This is a genomic window from Azospirillum canadense, assembly GCF_025961225.1.
Taxonomy (GTDB): domain Bacteria; phylum Pseudomonadota; class Alphaproteobacteria; order Azospirillales; family Azospirillaceae; genus Azospirillum; species Azospirillum canadense.
The window spans coordinates 401290-416642 of record NZ_JAOQNG010000001.1; the positions used below are offsets into that span (position 1 = coordinate 401290).

The 15353-nt window shown below is 68.0% G+C and carries 16 protein-coding genes; 7 read left to right on the forward strand and 9 right to left on the reverse strand.

Translation table 11 applies throughout. The features are described from left to right. Window positions 1-151: 151 nt before the first annotated feature. From M2351_RS01900 to M2351_RS01915, 4 genes are all read left to right on the forward strand, one after another. The gene (locus tag M2351_RS01900) at window positions 152-1063 is read left to right on the forward strand and encodes a diguanylate cyclase (protein ID WP_264654471.1); all 912 of its coding nucleotides are present in this window, start codon (window positions 152-154) and stop codon (window positions 1061-1063) included. A gap of 104 nt (window positions 1064-1167) precedes the next feature. Continuing rightward, complete coding sequence (upp, locus tag M2351_RS01905; RefSeq protein ID WP_264654472.1) at window positions 1168-1821, forward strand: uracil phosphoribosyltransferase; 654 nt, start codon at window positions 1168-1170, stop codon at window positions 1819-1821. Window positions 1822-1943: 122 nt separating this feature from the next. Further along, window positions 1944-3644 (forward strand): ABC transporter permease, encoded by a 1701-nt coding sequence (locus M2351_RS01910; RefSeq protein WP_264654473.1) that lies wholly within the window; start codon window positions 1944-1946, stop codon window positions 3642-3644. 104 nt (window positions 3645-3748) lie between these two features. Next, window positions 3749-4597 carry a pirin family protein gene (locus M2351_RS01915; protein ID WP_264654474.1) on the forward strand — a complete coding sequence of 283 codons (849 nt, stop codon included), beginning with the start codon at window positions 3749-3751 and terminating at the stop codon, window positions 4595-4597. A gap of 213 nt (window positions 4598-4810) precedes the next feature. Here the strand turns inward: M2351_RS01915 and M2351_RS01920 are convergent, their stop codons facing one another. Beyond that, window positions 4811-5836, reverse strand: a complete 1026-nt coding sequence (locus M2351_RS01920; protein ID WP_264654475.1) for a Fe(3+) ABC transporter substrate-binding protein — start codon at window positions 5834-5836, stop codon at window positions 4811-4813. Between the two features lie 240 nt (window positions 5837-6076). On the opposite strand from M2351_RS01920, the gene M2351_RS01925 reads away from it, so the two are divergent. Continuing rightward, window positions 6077-6592, forward strand: coding sequence for an invasion associated locus B family protein (locus M2351_RS01925; protein ID WP_264654476.1), 516 nt, complete (start codon window positions 6077-6079; stop codon window positions 6590-6592). Between the two features lie 63 nt (window positions 6593-6655). Here the strand turns inward: M2351_RS01925 and cobT are convergent, their stop codons facing one another. From cobT to M2351_RS01945, 4 genes are all read right to left on the reverse strand, one after another. After that, window positions 6656-8524, reverse strand: a complete 1869-nt coding sequence (cobT, locus tag M2351_RS01930) for a cobaltochelatase subunit CobT (RefSeq protein WP_264654477.1) — start codon at window positions 8522-8524, stop codon at window positions 6656-6658. 81 nt (window positions 8525-8605) lie between these two features. Further along, window positions 8606-8986: a GxxExxY protein gene (locus M2351_RS01935; protein ID WP_264654478.1), complete on the reverse strand. Its 381-nt coding sequence runs from the start codon at window positions 8984-8986 to the stop codon at window positions 8606-8608. An 82-nt stretch (window positions 8987-9068) separates the two neighbouring features. Continuing rightward, window positions 9069-10073, reverse strand: coding sequence for a cobaltochelatase subunit CobS (gene cobS / locus M2351_RS01940; protein WP_264654479.1), 1005 nt, complete (start codon window positions 10071-10073; stop codon window positions 9069-9071). Between the two features lie 78 nt (window positions 10074-10151). Continuing rightward, complete coding sequence (locus M2351_RS01945; protein ID WP_264654480.1) at window positions 10152-10736, reverse strand: J domain-containing protein; 585 nt, start codon at window positions 10734-10736, stop codon at window positions 10152-10154. A 187-nt stretch (window positions 10737-10923) separates the two neighbouring features. Here M2351_RS01945 and M2351_RS01950 point away from each other — a divergent pair, with 187 nt between their 5' ends. Together M2351_RS01950 and M2351_RS01955 are read left to right on the forward strand one after the other, a co-directional pair. Beyond that, a complete protein-coding gene (locus M2351_RS01950) occupies window positions 10924-11199 on the forward strand; it encodes a BolA family protein (RefSeq protein ID WP_264654481.1) in 276 nt (91 codons plus the stop codon). Window positions 11200-11450: 251 nt separating this feature from the next. Beyond that, complete coding sequence (locus M2351_RS01955) at window positions 11451-11942, forward strand: ribbon-helix-helix domain-containing protein (protein WP_264654482.1); 492 nt, start codon at window positions 11451-11453, stop codon at window positions 11940-11942. Between the two features lie 66 nt (window positions 11943-12008). On the opposite strand, the gene M2351_RS01960 is transcribed toward M2351_RS01955, so the two are convergent. The 4 genes from M2351_RS01960 to M2351_RS01975 all read right to left on the reverse strand — a co-directional run bounded on the left by M2351_RS01960 (window position 12009) and on the right by M2351_RS01975 (window position 15246). Further along, a complete protein-coding gene (locus M2351_RS01960) occupies window positions 12009-12614 on the reverse strand; it encodes a DUF2889 domain-containing protein (protein WP_264654483.1) in 606 nt (201 codons plus the stop codon). A 225-nt stretch (window positions 12615-12839) separates the two neighbouring features. Continuing rightward, window positions 12840-13310 carry a CBS domain-containing protein gene (locus M2351_RS01965; protein ID WP_264654484.1) on the reverse strand — a complete coding sequence of 157 codons (471 nt, stop codon included), beginning with the start codon at window positions 13308-13310 and terminating at the stop codon, window positions 12840-12842. A gap of 135 nt (window positions 13311-13445) precedes the next feature. After that, window positions 13446-14573 (reverse strand): 3-dehydroquinate synthase, encoded by a 1128-nt coding sequence (aroB, locus tag M2351_RS01970; RefSeq protein ID WP_264654485.1) that lies wholly within the window; start codon window positions 14571-14573, stop codon window positions 13446-13448. A gap of 13 nt (window positions 14574-14586) precedes the next feature. Next, a complete protein-coding gene (locus M2351_RS01975; RefSeq protein ID WP_406567354.1) occupies window positions 14587-15246 on the reverse strand; it encodes a shikimate kinase in 660 nt (219 codons plus the stop codon). Window positions 15247-15353 lie beyond the last annotated feature (107 nt).

The window sequence follows — 15353 nt, forward strand, 5'->3', positions numbered from 1 at the left end:
TCCCACGGGTGTGTGACCCTTTGCCTCAAATGCCCGGCCTTAACTTGATCGCACGTACGCGCCCCGCGTGTGCGATAAAGAGAGCGGCCGTTCGCATCCGGCGGGATGTGGCGGTGGCTGCTTCAACGTTCCGGGAAGACCCGTAGGCCCCATGACCGACTCGACCGACACGCGCACCCCGGCCGAGAGTTTGGGCATCGTGCTCGACGAGCATCTGCGCTGGATCGGGCAGTGGCACCGCGCGGCCTTCTTCCGCGACGGGGAAGGGGGCAACCGCGCCTCGGCTCCGGCCTCCTTCGCGGCCTGGTGCGCGGTGGCCAGCAAGGACGACCTCGTCCACCAGCCGGCGGTGCGCAAGCTCGCCACGCTGCACGAGCAAATGCACCGCCACGCGAAGCTGGTCCTGCTGAAGGCCGCCGACGGGGAGCGCCCGACCGAAGCGGAGTACGAGGCGGTGATGGGCCGCTTCGAGGAGTTCGTGCTCCAGGTCCGCCGGGTGGAGCGCGCCTTCGGCGCCGCGGCCAGCGGGCTCGACCTCCTGACAGGCCTGCGCACCCGCCGCGGCATGCAGGAGGCGCTGGAGCGCGAGCAGAACCGCTTCCGCCGCACCGGCCAGGCCTTCTGCATCGCCATCTGCGACATCGACAAGTTCAAGGGCATCAACGACACCTACGGGCACGACGTCGGCGACCGCGTGCTGGCCGCCACGGCGGCGGCTGTCAGCCGCGGCATCCGCAGCTTCGACGAGGCCTTCCGCATGGGCGGGGAGGAGTTCCTGATCTGCCTGAAGGAGAGCAACCTTGCGGAGGGCTATCAGGTCATCGAGCGGTTGCGCATTGACCTGATGAAGTCGCCGGTGACCCTGCCCGACGGCCGCGTCGTCGCCGTCACCGCCTCCTTCGGACTGGTGGAGGCGGAGCAGGAGCTGTCGCTGGACGAACTGGTCGTCTGCGCCGACCGCGCGCTGTACCAGGCCAAGAATTCCGGCCGGAACCGCGTCATCCGCCACGGGGTCGACAAGCCGGAGCCGGTTGTGCCCGCGGGTGCGCCGGGCCGCCGCTGAGCGCCTCCGCCGATGGGCATTGATGACCCGCTTAAGGGCGGCTTGGCCAGACGGGGGCGGACGGGTTAGGATCGTGGACAATCCAGGCCGCGGCACGGAACCCCATGCGCACGATTCCCGAATTTCCGAACCTCTTCATCCTCGACCACCCGCTGATTCAGCACAAGCTGACGCTGATGCGGGCCAAGGAGCGGTCGACCGGCGGCTTCCGCACGCTGCTGCGCGAGATCTCGCTGCTGATGGGCTATGAGATCACCCGCGACCTGCCCCTGACGACGGAGCGCATCGACACGCCGCTCCAGCCCATGGACGCGCCGGTGATCGCCGGCAAGAAGCTGGCGATCGTGCCGGTGCTGCGCGCCGGCCTCGGCATGGCGCAGGGTCTGCACGAGCTGGTGCCGTCCGCGCGCGAGGGGCACATCGGCCTGTACCGCGACCACGACACCAAGATGCCGCACGAGTATCTGGTGAAGCTGCCGGAGGCGGCGGAGGGGCGCCTGTTCATCGTCGTCGACCCGATGTTGGCGACCGGCAATTCCGCCGTGCACGCCTGCGACGTGCTGAACCGCCATGGCGTGGACGACGAGAACATCCGCTTCATGGCCCTGGTCGCCGCGCCGGAAGGCATGCGCGTCTTCGCCGCCGCGCACCCGCGCGTGAAGGTCTTCACCGCCTCGCTGGACAGCCACCTGAACGACGACGCCTACATCGTCCCCGGCCTGGGCGACGCCGGCGACCGCATGTTCGGCACGAAGTGAGGTGATCAACCCTCTCCCAGCGGGGCTGGGAGAGGGTTGACATGCGCATCACCTTGCCATTGCGAGTTATTCTCAGTCTGTGAGACGATGGGGCACCTCCATCCCCATGGGCGTGCCTCGCGTTGACCACCGACATCCTCGACAAGCCGCAATCCCGCGCCGAAGACTCCCTCGTCCGCTGCCGTGTCCGCGTCAGCGGCTGGACGGTGGCGACCCTGCTGATCGCGGCGCTGGTCGCGCTGCCGGTGCTGGCGGTGGGCAGCCGGATCGTGGTGCCGACCGACGGGGTGTGGCAGCACCTCGTGGACACGGTGCTGGCGGAATATCTGCTGAACACCCTGCGGCTGGTGCTGGGGGTGGGCATCGGCACGCTGGTCATCGGGGTGGGCACGGCGTGGCTGGTCACCATGTGCCGCTTTCCCGGCAGCCGGGTGCTCGAATGGGCGCTGCTGCTGCCCATGGCGGTGCCGGCCTATGTGATGGCCTATGTCTACACCGACCTGCTGCAATTCGTCGGGCCGGTGCAGACGGCGCTGCGCGAGACCTTTCACTGGACGCGCCGGGACTATTGGTTCCCGGACATCCGCACGGTGGAAGGGGCGGCGGCGATGATGGCGCTGGTGCTGTACCCCTACGTCTACCTGCTGTCGCGCGCCGCCTTCCTGGAGCAGTCGGTCTGCGTGCTGGAGGTCAGCCGCACGTTGGGGCGCGGCCCATGGCGCAGCTTCTTCACCGTGGCGCTGCCGCTGGCGCGGCCGGGCATCGTGGCGGGGCTGGCGCTGGTGCTGATGGAGGTGCTGGCCGACTTCGGCACCGTGCAGTATTTCGCGGTCAACACCTTCGTCACCGGCATCTACCGGACCTGGTTCGCCATGGGACAGCCGGTGGCGGCGGCGCAGCTCGCTTCCATCCTCATGCTGTTCGTGCTGGTCCTGCTGGTCATGGAGCGCTGGTCGCGCCGGCAGGCACGCTACCATCACACCACGACCCGCTACCGCCGCCTGCCGAAGCACGAACTGACGGGCTGGCGCGCTGCGGCGGCGCTGGCCGCCTGCGGGCTGCCGCTGGTCCTGGGCTTCCTGCTTCCCGCCGGGCTGCTGGTGCGCATGGCGCTGACCGCGGGGGACGAGGCCTTCGGGCCGATGTTCCTGGCGCTGGCGCGCAACAGCTTCACGCTGGCGGCCCTGGCGGCGGTGCTGGCCGTGGCGCTGGCGCTGGCGCTGGCCTACGGGCAGAGGCTGCGCCCGACGCCGGTGTTGAAGGCGGCCGTGCGCGTCGCGGCCATGGGCTACGCCATTCCCGGGTCGGTCATCGCGGTCGGCGTGCTGATCCCCTTCGCCAATCTCGACAACGCCGTCGACGCCTTCCTGCGGCGGACCGTCGGCGTGTCGTCGGGCCTGCTGCTCAGCGGGACCATCGTGGCGGTGCTGTACGCCTATCTGGTCCGCTTCCTGGCGGTGTCCTTCAACACCATCGAGGCGAGCCTGGGCAAGATCCGCCCGACCATGGACTTCGCCTCCCGCGTTCTCGGCCACACGGCGGGGCGCACGCTGGTCCGGGTGCACGCGCCGATCATGTGGGGCAGCCTGCTGACCGCCGGCCTTCTGGTCTTCGTCGACGTGATGAAGGAGCTGCCGGCGACGATGATCGTGCGGCCCTTCAACTTCGACACGCTGGCGGTGCGCGTCTACACGCTGGCGTCCGACGAGCGCCTGACCGAGGCGGCGACCGGCGCGCTGGCCATCGTCGCCGTGGGCATCCTGCCGGTGATCCTGCTGAGCCTGTCCATCGGCCGGTCCCGCCCCGGCCAAGCGCCCGACTGATGCCGTTGCGTCCGACGCAACAGTGTTGCGCGTTCTCGTAACTTTATCCAAGACACCGGGACGATTACCTCTTTGCAGGCAAACGAACGCCTGAGGAGGCATCCATGAGCGCCGCAACCATTCGTCCCGTCCTGTCCGCCGTCGCCGGCATGGAGGCGTCCGACGGGGCCGGCGTGCGCATGACGCGGATGGTCGGCACGCCGCAGCTGCGCATGCTCGACCCGTTCCTGATGCTGGATTATTTCGGCTCCGACGAGCCGCAGGACTATCTGGCCGGCTTCCCGGACCACCCGCACCGCGGCTTCGAGACGGTGACCTATATGCTGGCCGGCCGTATGCGGCATTGGGACAACCACGGCCATGAGGGCGTGATCGAGACCGGCGGCGTGCAGTGGATGACCGCCGGGCGCGGCGTGATCCATTCCGAGATGCCGGAGCAGACGGAAGGCCTGATGAAGGGCTTCCAGCTGTGGATCAACCTGCCGGCCAGCCTGAAGATGGGCGAGCCGCGCTACCAGGAATTCGCGGCCGACCGCATTCCGGTGGAGACGCGCGCCGACGGCACGACCGTCACGGTGATCGCCGGCACGACGGAGCAGGGCACCGTGGGCCCCATCCAGGCCGGCCCGACCGAGGCCCGCTACTTCGACGTCCGCCTTCCGGAGGGCGCGACCTTCGCCGAATCGGCCCCGGCCGGGCACACGGCGGCGCTGATCGTGTTCGAGGGTTCCGTCACCGTGCCCGGCAGCTCGCTGCGGCTGGGCGGCCCGCGCGTGGTGGTGCTGGGTGAGGGCGACCGGGTCGAGGTCACCGCCGGCCCGGCCGGCGCGCGCTTCCTGCTGCTGACCGGCCGTCCCATCGGCGAGCCCGTGGCCTGGGGTGGCCCCTTCGTCATGAACACCCGCGAGGAGGTCGTGCAGGCCTACCGCGACTTCGAAGAAGGCCGGTTCTGAGGCGGGTGGTTGCCCGTTGCGGCGTACCAAGTCTTCACGGATTGCGCGGATTTGAACACGGATTTCCGGGTTTTCACTCTTGAGAAAGAGAAATCCCATGAAATCCGGTCATCCGTGCAAAAATCTGTATATTCCGTGAAGAATGAGCGCTGAGCAAAAAGAAAGGGCGCGTCTCCACCGCTGGGACGCGCCCTTTTTCGCGACGGCTGTGGCTTACTTCCAGCCGGCGCGGTCCATGATCTTCAGGGCTTCGGCGTTGTTCTTGCCGTAGACGGCGGCGTTCAGCGGGTCTTCCTTGAAGGTGCCCCAGCTGACCAGCACCGGCGCGGTCGGCGCGCCCGCGACGATCGGGTACTCGAAGTTCTTCTCGGTGAACATGCGCTGGGCGTCGGGGCTGATCAGGTACTCCAGGAACTTCTCCGCCGACTCCTTGTTCGGCGCGCTCTTGGTGATGCCGGCGCCGGAGATGTTCACGTGGGTGCCGCGGTCGCCCTGGTTGGGGAAGATCACGCCCAGCTTGTCGGCGATGGCCTTGTCCTCCGGCTTGGTGGAGGAGGCGATCCGCGCGAAGTAGTAGGTGTTGGACACCGCCACGTCGCCCTCGCCGGCGGCCACGCCCTTGATCTGGTCGGTGTCGCCGCCCTGCGGCTTGCGCGCCATGTTGGCGACGACGCCCTTGGCCCAGGCCTCCGTCTTCGCCTCGCCGTCGGCGGCGAGCAGGGAGCCGACCAGCGACTGGTTGTAGACGCTGTTCGACCCGCGGACGAGCACGCGGCCCTTCCAGGCCGGCTCCGCCAGCGACTCGTAGCGCGGCAGGTCGGCCGGCTTCACCGTGGCCTTGTTGTAGACGATGATGCGGGCGCGCTTGGAGATGCCGAACCAGTGACCCTCAGGCTCGCGCAGGTGGGCCGGGATGGCGGCCTCCAGCGCCTTGTTGCGGGTCGGCTGAAGCAGGCCAGCCTCCTGGGCGCGCCACAGGCGGCCGGCGTCAACGGTGATCAGCACGTCGGCCGGGCTGTTGGCGCCCTCGGTCTTCATGCGCTCGATCAGCTCGTCTTCCTTGCCCTCGATCACGTTGACCTTGATGCCGGTCTGCTGCGTGAAGGTGTCGTAGAGGGCCTTGTCCACATCGTAGTGGCGCGAGGAGTAGACGTTCACCTCCGCGGCGCTGGCCCCGACGGACGCGAGCAGCGTGGCGGTGAAGGCGGCGGTCAGCGCGGCGCGCGTTCCGATGTGCATCCAGATGTCTCCCGATTTCCTGATGGTCTTGCGGTTCCTAATTGCGAACCGTTCTCACCGCCAACTTGGCCGGAGGACGTCACTCTGTCAAGCGCGAATGATAACCGTTCTCATAATGGGGTTACGGAAGCTTCTGGCGAAAGGAGGAAGGTCTTGTACCACTTTTGGGTATGCCTATAATCCGCGCGGGCGGTCCGACGACCTTCCGCAACACTCCGCGACGGTTGAGGGGCAAAGACGATGCGTTGGAAGGTTCTCATCGCTTTTGGTGCGGCGCTGCTGTCCGCGATCGCCGCCGTCGGCCCGGCGTCCGCCGTGGACTTCTCCAAGGCCGCCGGGGAGTTCGGGCCGGAAGGGGCGTGGACGAACCGGTGCGAGATCGACCGCATGACCGACAGCAAGGTCTGCCGCCTGATGAACTACCGCCTGTTCGACGACGGGAAGGAGGTCGGCTTCGTGGCGCTCAGCGTCATCCCGACCGGTAACGACTTTCACCTGTTCCTGACCACCAGCCAGGGCATGGTCGAGAATTGCGCGATCCGCGTGGACCGGCAACCGCGCATCGAGACGCAGATCGCCACGCTGAACATGTGCATGTTCCCGAACTTCGTGTCCGGCCGCGTGGTGGACCAGTTCCGCAACGGCTCCACCGTGCTGGTCCGCGTCAACTTCCTGCGCGCCGGCAAGCGCGACATCGACTTCCCGCTGAACGGCTTCTCGCGCAGCTTCGAGGAGATGCAGCGCAGCCTGCAGTAACCGGCCCCACCAGAGGCGAATCGAAAAGGCGCGGAATTCTCCCGCGCCTTTTTCGTTGCGGCCTTACCGCCAGACGCCGCCGCGGCCGCGGCGGTCGTCCTCGTCGAACAACTCGGCCAGCTTGTTCATCATGGTGCCGCCCAGCTGCTCCGCGTCGACAATGGTGACGGCGCGGCGGTAGTAGCGGGTGACGTCGTGGCCGATGCCGATGGCCACCAGTTCCACTGGGGAGCGGGTCTCGATGTACTCGATCACCTGCCGCAGGTGGCGCTCCAGGTAGTTGCCGGAGTTGACCGACAGCGTCGAATCATCCACCGGCGCGCCGTCGGAGATGACCATCAGGATGCGCCGCTGCTCCGACCGGCCGATCAGGCGGTTGTGCGCCCACATCAGCGCCTCGCCGTCGATGTTCTCCTTCAGGATGCCTTCGCGCAGCATCAGCCCCAGGTTCTTGCGCGCGCGCCGCCAGGGCTGGTCGGCCGCCTTGTAGACGATGTGGCGCAGGTCGTTCAGGCGGCCGGGATTCGGCGGCTTGCCGGACGCGATCCATTGCTCGCGCGCCTGCCCGCCCTTCCAGGCGCGGGTGGTGAAGCCCAGCACCTCCACCTTCACGGCGCAGCGCTCCAGCGTGCGGGCGAGGATGTCCGCGCTCATCGCGGCGATGGAGATCGGCCGGCCGCGCATGGAGCCGGAATTGTCGATCAGCAGCGACACCACCGTGTCGCGGAAATCCGTCTCCTTCTCCTTCTTGAAGGACAGCGGCAGCACCGGGTTGACGACGATGCGGGCCAGCCGGGCGGCGTCCAGGATGCCCTCGTCCAGGTCGAACTCCCAGCTGCGCTGCTGCTTGGCCAGCAGGCGGCGTTGCAGGCGGTTGGCCAGCTTGGAGATGACACCCTGCAGGTGCTGCAGCTGCTGGTCCAGCATGTGGCGCAGGCGGGCCAGTTCGTCCGGGTCGCACAGGTCGGCGGCGTCCACCACCTCGTCGAACTGGGTGGTGAAGGGCTTGTAGGCGTTGGGATCGGGCTCGTTGCGGCCGCGCGCCTCCGGGCGCCAGGGCTGGCCGGGGCCGGCGGGCTCCTCCGCCCCCTCGCCCTCGCCCATCTGGGTGTCGCCCTCCTCGCCGGTGCCTTCCTCGGCTTGGTCGCCCTCGTCCGACTCCTGCATGTCCTGCGAGGTCATCGAGTCGGTCTGGCTCTGGACGTCGTCGGAGCCCTGGGTCTGGCCGCTGTTCGGCTCGTTGTCGTCCTGCTCGTTGTTGCGCTCGTCCTCCTCGCTCTCCTCCGGCTCGTCGGGCTCGTTGCCGACCTCCATGTCCAACTCGGCGAGCAGCTTGCGCACGGCGCGGGCGTAGGCGTCCTGGTCGCCGATGTGCTCGGCGAGGCCGTGCAGGTCGGACCCCAGCTTGTCCACGATCCAGGGGCGCCACAGGTCCACCGCGTGGGCGGCGGAGGGGGGCGGGACGGCGCCGGTCATGGCCTCGCGCGCGATCATGCGCAGCGCCTCGGCCAGCGGCACCTGGTCGCGGTCCTCCATCCGGTCGAAGCCCTGCCGGTGGTAGCGCTCGTCGAGCGAGGCCTCCAGGTTGGCGGCGATGCCCGGCATGTTGTTGGCGCCCAGCGCCTCGCAGCGGGCCTGCTCCATGGCGTCGAAGGCGGCGCGGGCGGTGTCGCCCAGCGGCATGCGCTGGAGATGGATGGCGTTGTCGTGGAAGCGCAGACGCAGCGACGCGGCATCGGCTGCGCCCCGGAGCTTGGCGACGTCCTGCGGGTTCAGGTCACGCGCCGGCGTCGGCACGCGCACGCGCAAGCCCGCCACGCCCGGCGGCTCGGTGGAGAAGCCCACCTGCACGTCCGCGCGACGCGAAAGGGCGCGCACCGTGGCGGCGGTGGAGCGCTTGAAGGCCTCGACGGGGTTTTCGCGTTCGGTCATGGCGGGCTGTCAGCAGAGTTGGGGACTACCGGGGCTTCACGGATTTCGCGGATTTTGGCACGGATTACACGGATTTTTTCCTTAAGGAAGGACGCGCCGGATCGTCAGGCTCGGCGTACCGAAGTTGAGGATGAGGCCAACCGGCATCCCGCTGGCGCGAAGATAGTTCACCACTTGCTTGATGTGCGGTTGGCCGATGGCCTCGGCGACCTTCAGTTCGACGATGACCCGCTGTTCAACCACGATGTCCGCGGAGTACGTCCCGACGCTGTTCCCCTTGTAGGAAACGTCGAACGGAATCTCCAAGCCGACATCCAGGTCACGGCCGCGGAGTTCATGAACGAGGGCGTTTTGGTAGACCGATTCGATAAAGCCTTGCCCGAGCGTGTTGAAAACCTCGAAACCGGCTCCGATGATGCGCTCGGTGAGCGCTTCGATCGTCTGGTCTAAGACAACCCTCATTCATGAAAATCCGTGTCTAAATCCGCGAAATCCGTGAAGAATGAGCACTTCACGGACAGGCGGAACACCGCCGTTTCCCGGTTCACACCAGGTTCGCCTGCACCCCCGTCTCCGGCAGTTCGGTGCCGAAGCAGCGCTGGTAGTATTCGGCGACCGTCGGGCGCTCCACCTCGTCGCACTTGTTCAGGAAGGTGATCCGGAACGCGAAGGCGACGTCGTTGAAGATCCGGGCGTTCTCGGCCCAGGTGATGACCGTGCGGGGGCTCATCACGGTGGAGATGTCGCCGTTGATGAAGCCGGCGCGGGTCAGGTCGGCCAGGCGGACCATCGATGCCACGGTCTTGCGGCCGGCCTCGTCGTCGTACTCCGGCACCTTGGAGGCGATGATCTTCACCTCGGCGTCCAGCGGCAGGTAGTTCAGCGTCGCCACGATGTTCCAGCGGTCCATCTGGCCCTGGTTGATCTGCTGCGTGCCGTGGTACAGGCCGGTGGTGTCGCCCAGGCCCACGGTGTTCGCGGTGGCGAACAGGCGGAAGCCCGGGTGCGGCCGGATGACGCGGTTCTGGTCGAGCAGCGTCAGCTTGCCTTCCACCTCCAGCACGCGCTGGATCACGAACATCACGTCCGGGCGGCCGGCGTCGTACTCGTCGAAGACCAGCGCGCAGGCGTGCTGCAGCGCCCAGGGCAGGATGCCTTCGCGGTATTCCGTGACCTGCACGCCGTCGCGCAGCACGATGGCGTCCTTGCCCATCAGGTCGATTCGGCTGATGTGGCTGTCCAGGTTGATGCGGATGCAGGGCCAGTTCAGGCGCGCCGCCACCTGTTCGATGTGGGTGGATTTGCCGGTGCCGTGATAGCCCTGGACCATGACGCGCCGGTTGTAGGCGAAGCCCGCCAGGATGGCGAGCGTGGTGTCGCGGTCGAAGCGGTAGGCCTCATCGATGTCCGGGACATGCTCCGTGCGCTGGCTGAAGGCCGGCACCTGCATGTCGCTGTCGATGCCGAAGACTTGACGCACCGACAGGGTGATGTCGGGAACGTGATCGAACAGGGCCGAGCTGGCCTGGGTGGCTCCTTGAGAAGGCATGGGAGGTTCTTATCGTTCCAGCGAGTGTCTGTGGTCGGGTGCGGCCCGGCCGAACGGATCCGGCCCAACCGTCAGGGTTCATACACCATAGCAGGCTTTTAGAGTGTTGTAGGCCTGATTGATCTCCTTCAACTTCTCTTCGGCCGCCTTGTCCCCGCCGTTGGCGTCGGGATGGTGAATTTTCACCAGTTCGCGGTAGCGGGCCTTGATCCGCGGGAAGTCCACCGGCGGGCTGAGGTTCAGCACCACCAACGCCTCCTCCTCCGCGGTGCGGGCGGCCTGGCGGCGCTGCTTCTGCTCCTCCGACGCGCCCTTGCCGGCGTCGCGGCCGAACTCGAAGCTGAAGCCGTTCATGGCGCGGTCGCGCAGGAACTTCTCCTGCACCGCCCAGAAGCCGAGCGGCCAACTGGGCCGTTGCCACGTCGTGTCGCGCCGGACCTCCTCCTCGATCTGCTCGGGCTTCATGCCGGCGTAATAGTCCCAGGCGCGGTTGTACTCGCGCACATGATCCAGGCAGAACCAGTAGTAGTCGTTAAGGTGGGTGCGGCTCTTCGGCGCGCGGTATTCGCCCTCGCACTCGCAGCCCGGATGGTCGCACGCGCGCGTCGCGGTGCGTGGCCGGGAGAAACTGCTGAAGTCGTAACGAGGGCGCTGCTTGGTCATGACGGAAGTATGGGAAGAGGCACTCACTCTGGCAAGCGCACGCAAGGGGCGGGTCCCATGACGCGGAATAACCCCCGGAAACCTTGACACGGGCTCGGCCGTGGTCCCTCCTCAGCGGCTCATCCGACCGCAGGATCCCCTCCAGGATCATTGGCCCACAGGATCACCGTTCCCCAGGATCACCATCATGGAATACGCGACCCGCATCCGCCAGAAGCTGACCGACGCCCTGGCCCCCGAGGCGCTGGACATCGCCGACGAGTCCGGCCGCCACGCCGGCCACGCGGGGGCCCGTCCGGAAGGGGAAACACACTTCCACGTGACCATCGTCTCCGCCGCCTTCGCCGGGAAGTCGCGGGTGGAGCGGCAGCGCATGGTCTACGGCCTGCTCGCCCAAGAAATGGCGGAGCGCATCCACGCGCTCGGCCTGACCACGCTGACTCCCGACGAGGCGAACCGGTAACAACCCAAACTAGAACGGCACCTTGGCCGCATTCGTCACCGTCAAAGCGGCTGCGGAAGCGGGCAGGGAAAATGCATACATATGCATGCAACCATCAAGAGTCCTTTTCCTTCGGTCCATCGTAATTTGAGTGCGGCCATGGTTGCAATTCTCGCGGTATTTAGTACAGTGCGGCTCATGCAACCATTTATCGCGCCGTGACCGACGCACGCCTCGCGCGTCATCCGGCGGCTTCGTGGAGAGTGCGGCGGATGGCGAAGCGCGGGCCGAAGAAGCGGGTGAGCACCATGCCCAGCCTTGGGGTGGAGCCGCTGAAGAGCATGAACATCATGGTGGGCGGCCATCGCACCAGCATGCGGCTGGAGCCGTCCATGTGGGACGCGCTGGAGGACATCGCGCGGCGCGAGGGCCTGACCGTCAACAAGCTCTGCACCCAGATCAAGGAGCGGCTGGACGAGCAGGCTCGGCGCAAGGGCCTGTCGGCGGACAGCGTGGAGGTGACGCTGACCTCGGCGGTCCGCGTCTTCATCGCCGCCTATTTCCGGCGGGCCTGCACCGAGGACGGCCACGTGCGGGCCGGCCACGGCGGCGGCGACCCCTTCGTCGGCACGCCCTTCGAACTGCCGCAGCCGGAGGACCTCGACCAGCCCGCGGGCAACACCGGCACACAGGCGATCGCCACGCCGCCGGGCTTCCCGGCCACCGGCTTCACCGACGTTCCGCGCGCGACCTACGAAGCATAAGCTTGGCGGGGCGTAGCCCGGCGCCGGTACGGTCGGAAATACGATCCAAAAGGCGGTGGGAGGCGGTCAGTCAGCCGCTTCCGCCGCCTTTTCCGTGTCGCCGGTGTAGTGGTCGGGCCAGTTCTTGCGCACGACCTCGCCCTTGCTGTCGAAGATGTGGCAGGTGTTCAGCAGGACCGGCCGCTTGGTGCTCAGCATGGCCTCGCCCGTTTCGCCGTTCTTCGCCTTCGCCGCCTGCTCGCGGGCGAGGATCGGGTAGATGGTCTGGAACGCCGTCGTCGCGACCGGACCCAGCAGTTCCACCAGATGGGTGCAGCCCTGGATGCCGCCCAGGCGTTCCTTCACGGCGCGGGTCCAGCCGCTGGCGATCCGCAGCCCGACCAGGCGCTGGAAGTTCGGGAGCACCGCGCCGCAGGTGCGGTAGGGGCTCTTCTCCGTGACCGCCTCCACCGCCCGGACCGTCAGGCTGTCGTCCACCGTCAGGCGAATCCACATGCCGTGCACCGGGTCGCCGGGCAGGATCTGGCCGCGCTGCTCCGTGGTGAATTCATAGGCCTTCACGTCGGTCAGGTGGCCTTCGATGTCCCACAGGCCGTCGGCCCGCCGAAAGCCCCGGCAGGTGACCTCCCGGGTGTGGATCGGCTCGCGGGCGGCGGGTTCGGACAGCGGCATGGTGCTCTCTGGTCTCGGTGGGTGTGGGGCTCGGGTGGTCCAGCCGGTTCGACGTAAACCGGCCGGCCGTCTTTCCAATGGCCGTCTTGCTGGGACGGCGTGTTTGTGGGTTGAAGGAATATCGGCGGGGCCAGCGTTCAGGTCAAGCCGGCCCCGCCGCATTGCAGCATCAACTGGGCAACATTAACTGTGAGGCATCAGCCGGGTTCCGTCGGTTGGGTCTCCTCAGGGGGACACGCCGACGGAATAGTTCGACCCGAAGATGAAGGCCTCGCGGTCGCGGATTTCGTCCTCCAGATGCGCGCGCACCACGGCGAACAGGTCCCGGATCGACACGATCCCCAGCACCGCGCCGCCGTCCGGGCCGTCGGCGGTGACCGGCAGGTGGCGGTAATGGCGCCGCTCCATCAGCTCCAGCGCCTCGATGGCGCGGGCGTTCGGCCCCAGGGTGTCGGGGTTGGCGGTCATCACCTCGGCAAGGCGCGTGGCGGCGGCGTCACGGCCTGCGGCGACGACTCGGGCGGTCAGGTCGCGTTCCGTGACGATTCCCTTGAGCGTCCGGCCCTCCGTCACCAGCACGGCGGCCACCCGCCGCTCCGCCATCAGCACGGCGGCGTCGCGGGCGGTCGCGTCGGGCGGAAGCGTGACGAGCTGCTGGTCCTTGATGACGTCGGGCATGAGCTTGCGGTTCGGCATGTCTCTTCTCCCTCTTTGGGCAGCGACTCGGCGCCCGATAGGGCGCGAATCGAGACGATGGAGAATTCTGACAGTTCGCCCCGCCAACGGTCAAGGCATCCGGTTGTGATGCCGGCCGGTTGTTATACCGGAACCTCAGTTCCCGGAAACGGCATCCTCCAGCAGGGAGCGCACCGCGGCAGGCTCGACGTCGCGCAGGGTGAAGGCGTCGCCTAGGCCGCGGACCAGGACGAAGGTGACTCGGCCGTCCTTGACCTTCTTGTCCTTGGCCATGGACAGGATCAGCCCGTCCACGTCCCACTCCACGCCCGGCACGTCGGTGGGGCGGACCGGCAGGCCGACGCCGGCCAGATGGGCCCGCGCCCGGTCGGCGTCCGCCGCGGGGCAGAGGCCGAGCCGCACCGACAGGTCGAAGGCCAGGACCATGCCGATGGACACCGCCTCCCCGTGCAGCAGGCGGGAACCGAAGCCGGTCGCCGCCTCCAGCGCGTGGCCGAAGGTGTGGCCGAGGTTGAGCAAGGCGCGGTCGCCGCTCTCCCGCTCGTCCACGCCGACGATATCGGCCTTGGCGCGGCAGCTGGCGGTGACGGCGTAGCGGCGGGCGTCGCTGTCGCCGGCCACCACACGGGGGCCGTTCTGCTCCAGCCACGCGAAGAAGTCGGGCAGGCGGATCAGCCCGTACTTCACCACCTCGGCGTAGCCGGCCAGCACCTCGCGCCGGGGCAGGGTGTCCAGCGTGGCGGTATCGGCGATGACCAGCTTCGGCTGGTGGAAGGCGCCGACCAGGTTCTTGCCGTGGCGGCTGTTGATGCCGGTCTTGCCGCCGACCGAGCTGTCCACTTGGCTGAGCAGGGTCGTCGGCACCTGGATGAAGTCGATGCCGCGCAGCGCCGACGCCGCGGCGAAGCCGGTGATGTCGCCGATCACTCCGCCGCCCAGCGCCAGCAGAACGGCCGACCGCTCGATCCCGCGCTCCAGGATGGCGTCCATCAGCCGTTCGAAATGGGCGAAGTCCTTGGTCTTCTCGCCGGCCGGCAGAACGATGGCCTGGGTCGGCTCCACGCCGGTCTCGCGCAGGGTGCGCTCCAGCGTGGGCAGGTGCAAAGGCGCGACGTTCTCGTCGGTGACAACGATGGGGGCGCGGCCCCGGGTGACCGCGGCGATGCGCGGGCCGGCGTCGGCCAGCATGCCGTCGCCGACCAGGATGTCGTAGCTGCGCGGACCGAGGTCGAGGCGAACGGTGTCGGTGACGGACGTGGTCATGGTCGGGCCTCGGTCAATGCTTGTCGGAAGGGTGGGCGGCGTGGTGGCGATGATGGTGATGGCCGCCTTGGCGCAGGGCGATGCCGAAATGCGCTTCCAGCGCGTCCAGGACCTGCTCCACCGTCGCCTCCGGCGGGCGTTCGTCGCTGATCACCGTCAGGTCGGCCTCCGTGTAGACGGGGTAGCGGGCGGTCATCAGCTTCTGCAGGATTTCCTTCGGGTCCCCGGCGTTCAGCAGTGGCCGGTGGGTGCGCCGCGCGGTGCGCGCCAGCAGCACGTCCAGTTCCGCGCGCAGCCACACCGACAGGCCGTGCCGGCGGATCATCGCCCGCGTCTCCGGGTCCATGAAGGCGCCGCCGCCGGTCGCCAGGATGTGGACGGGCTGCTCCGTCAGCAGGCGGGCGATTATCTTGCGCTCCACCGACCGGAAGACCGCCTCGCCGTCGCGGGCGAAGATTTCCGCGATGGTGCAGCCGGCCGCCGCCTCGATCTCCGTGTCGGCATCGACGAAGGGCAGGTGCAGGCGCGCAGCCAGGCGCCGGCCGATGGCGCTCTTGCCCGCACCCATCAGCCCCACGAGCACGACCGTCTTCGGCAGGGCCTTCGCCGGGCCTGGAGGCGGGCTCTGCGGCGGGCCTGGAGGCGGGGTGTGTGACGGTGCGCGAGCGGTCATGACGTTGCGAAATCCCTGATACCGGCGTCCAAATCCAGATCCGCCGCACGACCGGTTGTTGCGCCGAACCGTGCCGTGCGTCTAAGGTGGTACGTCCTGCGGTCATC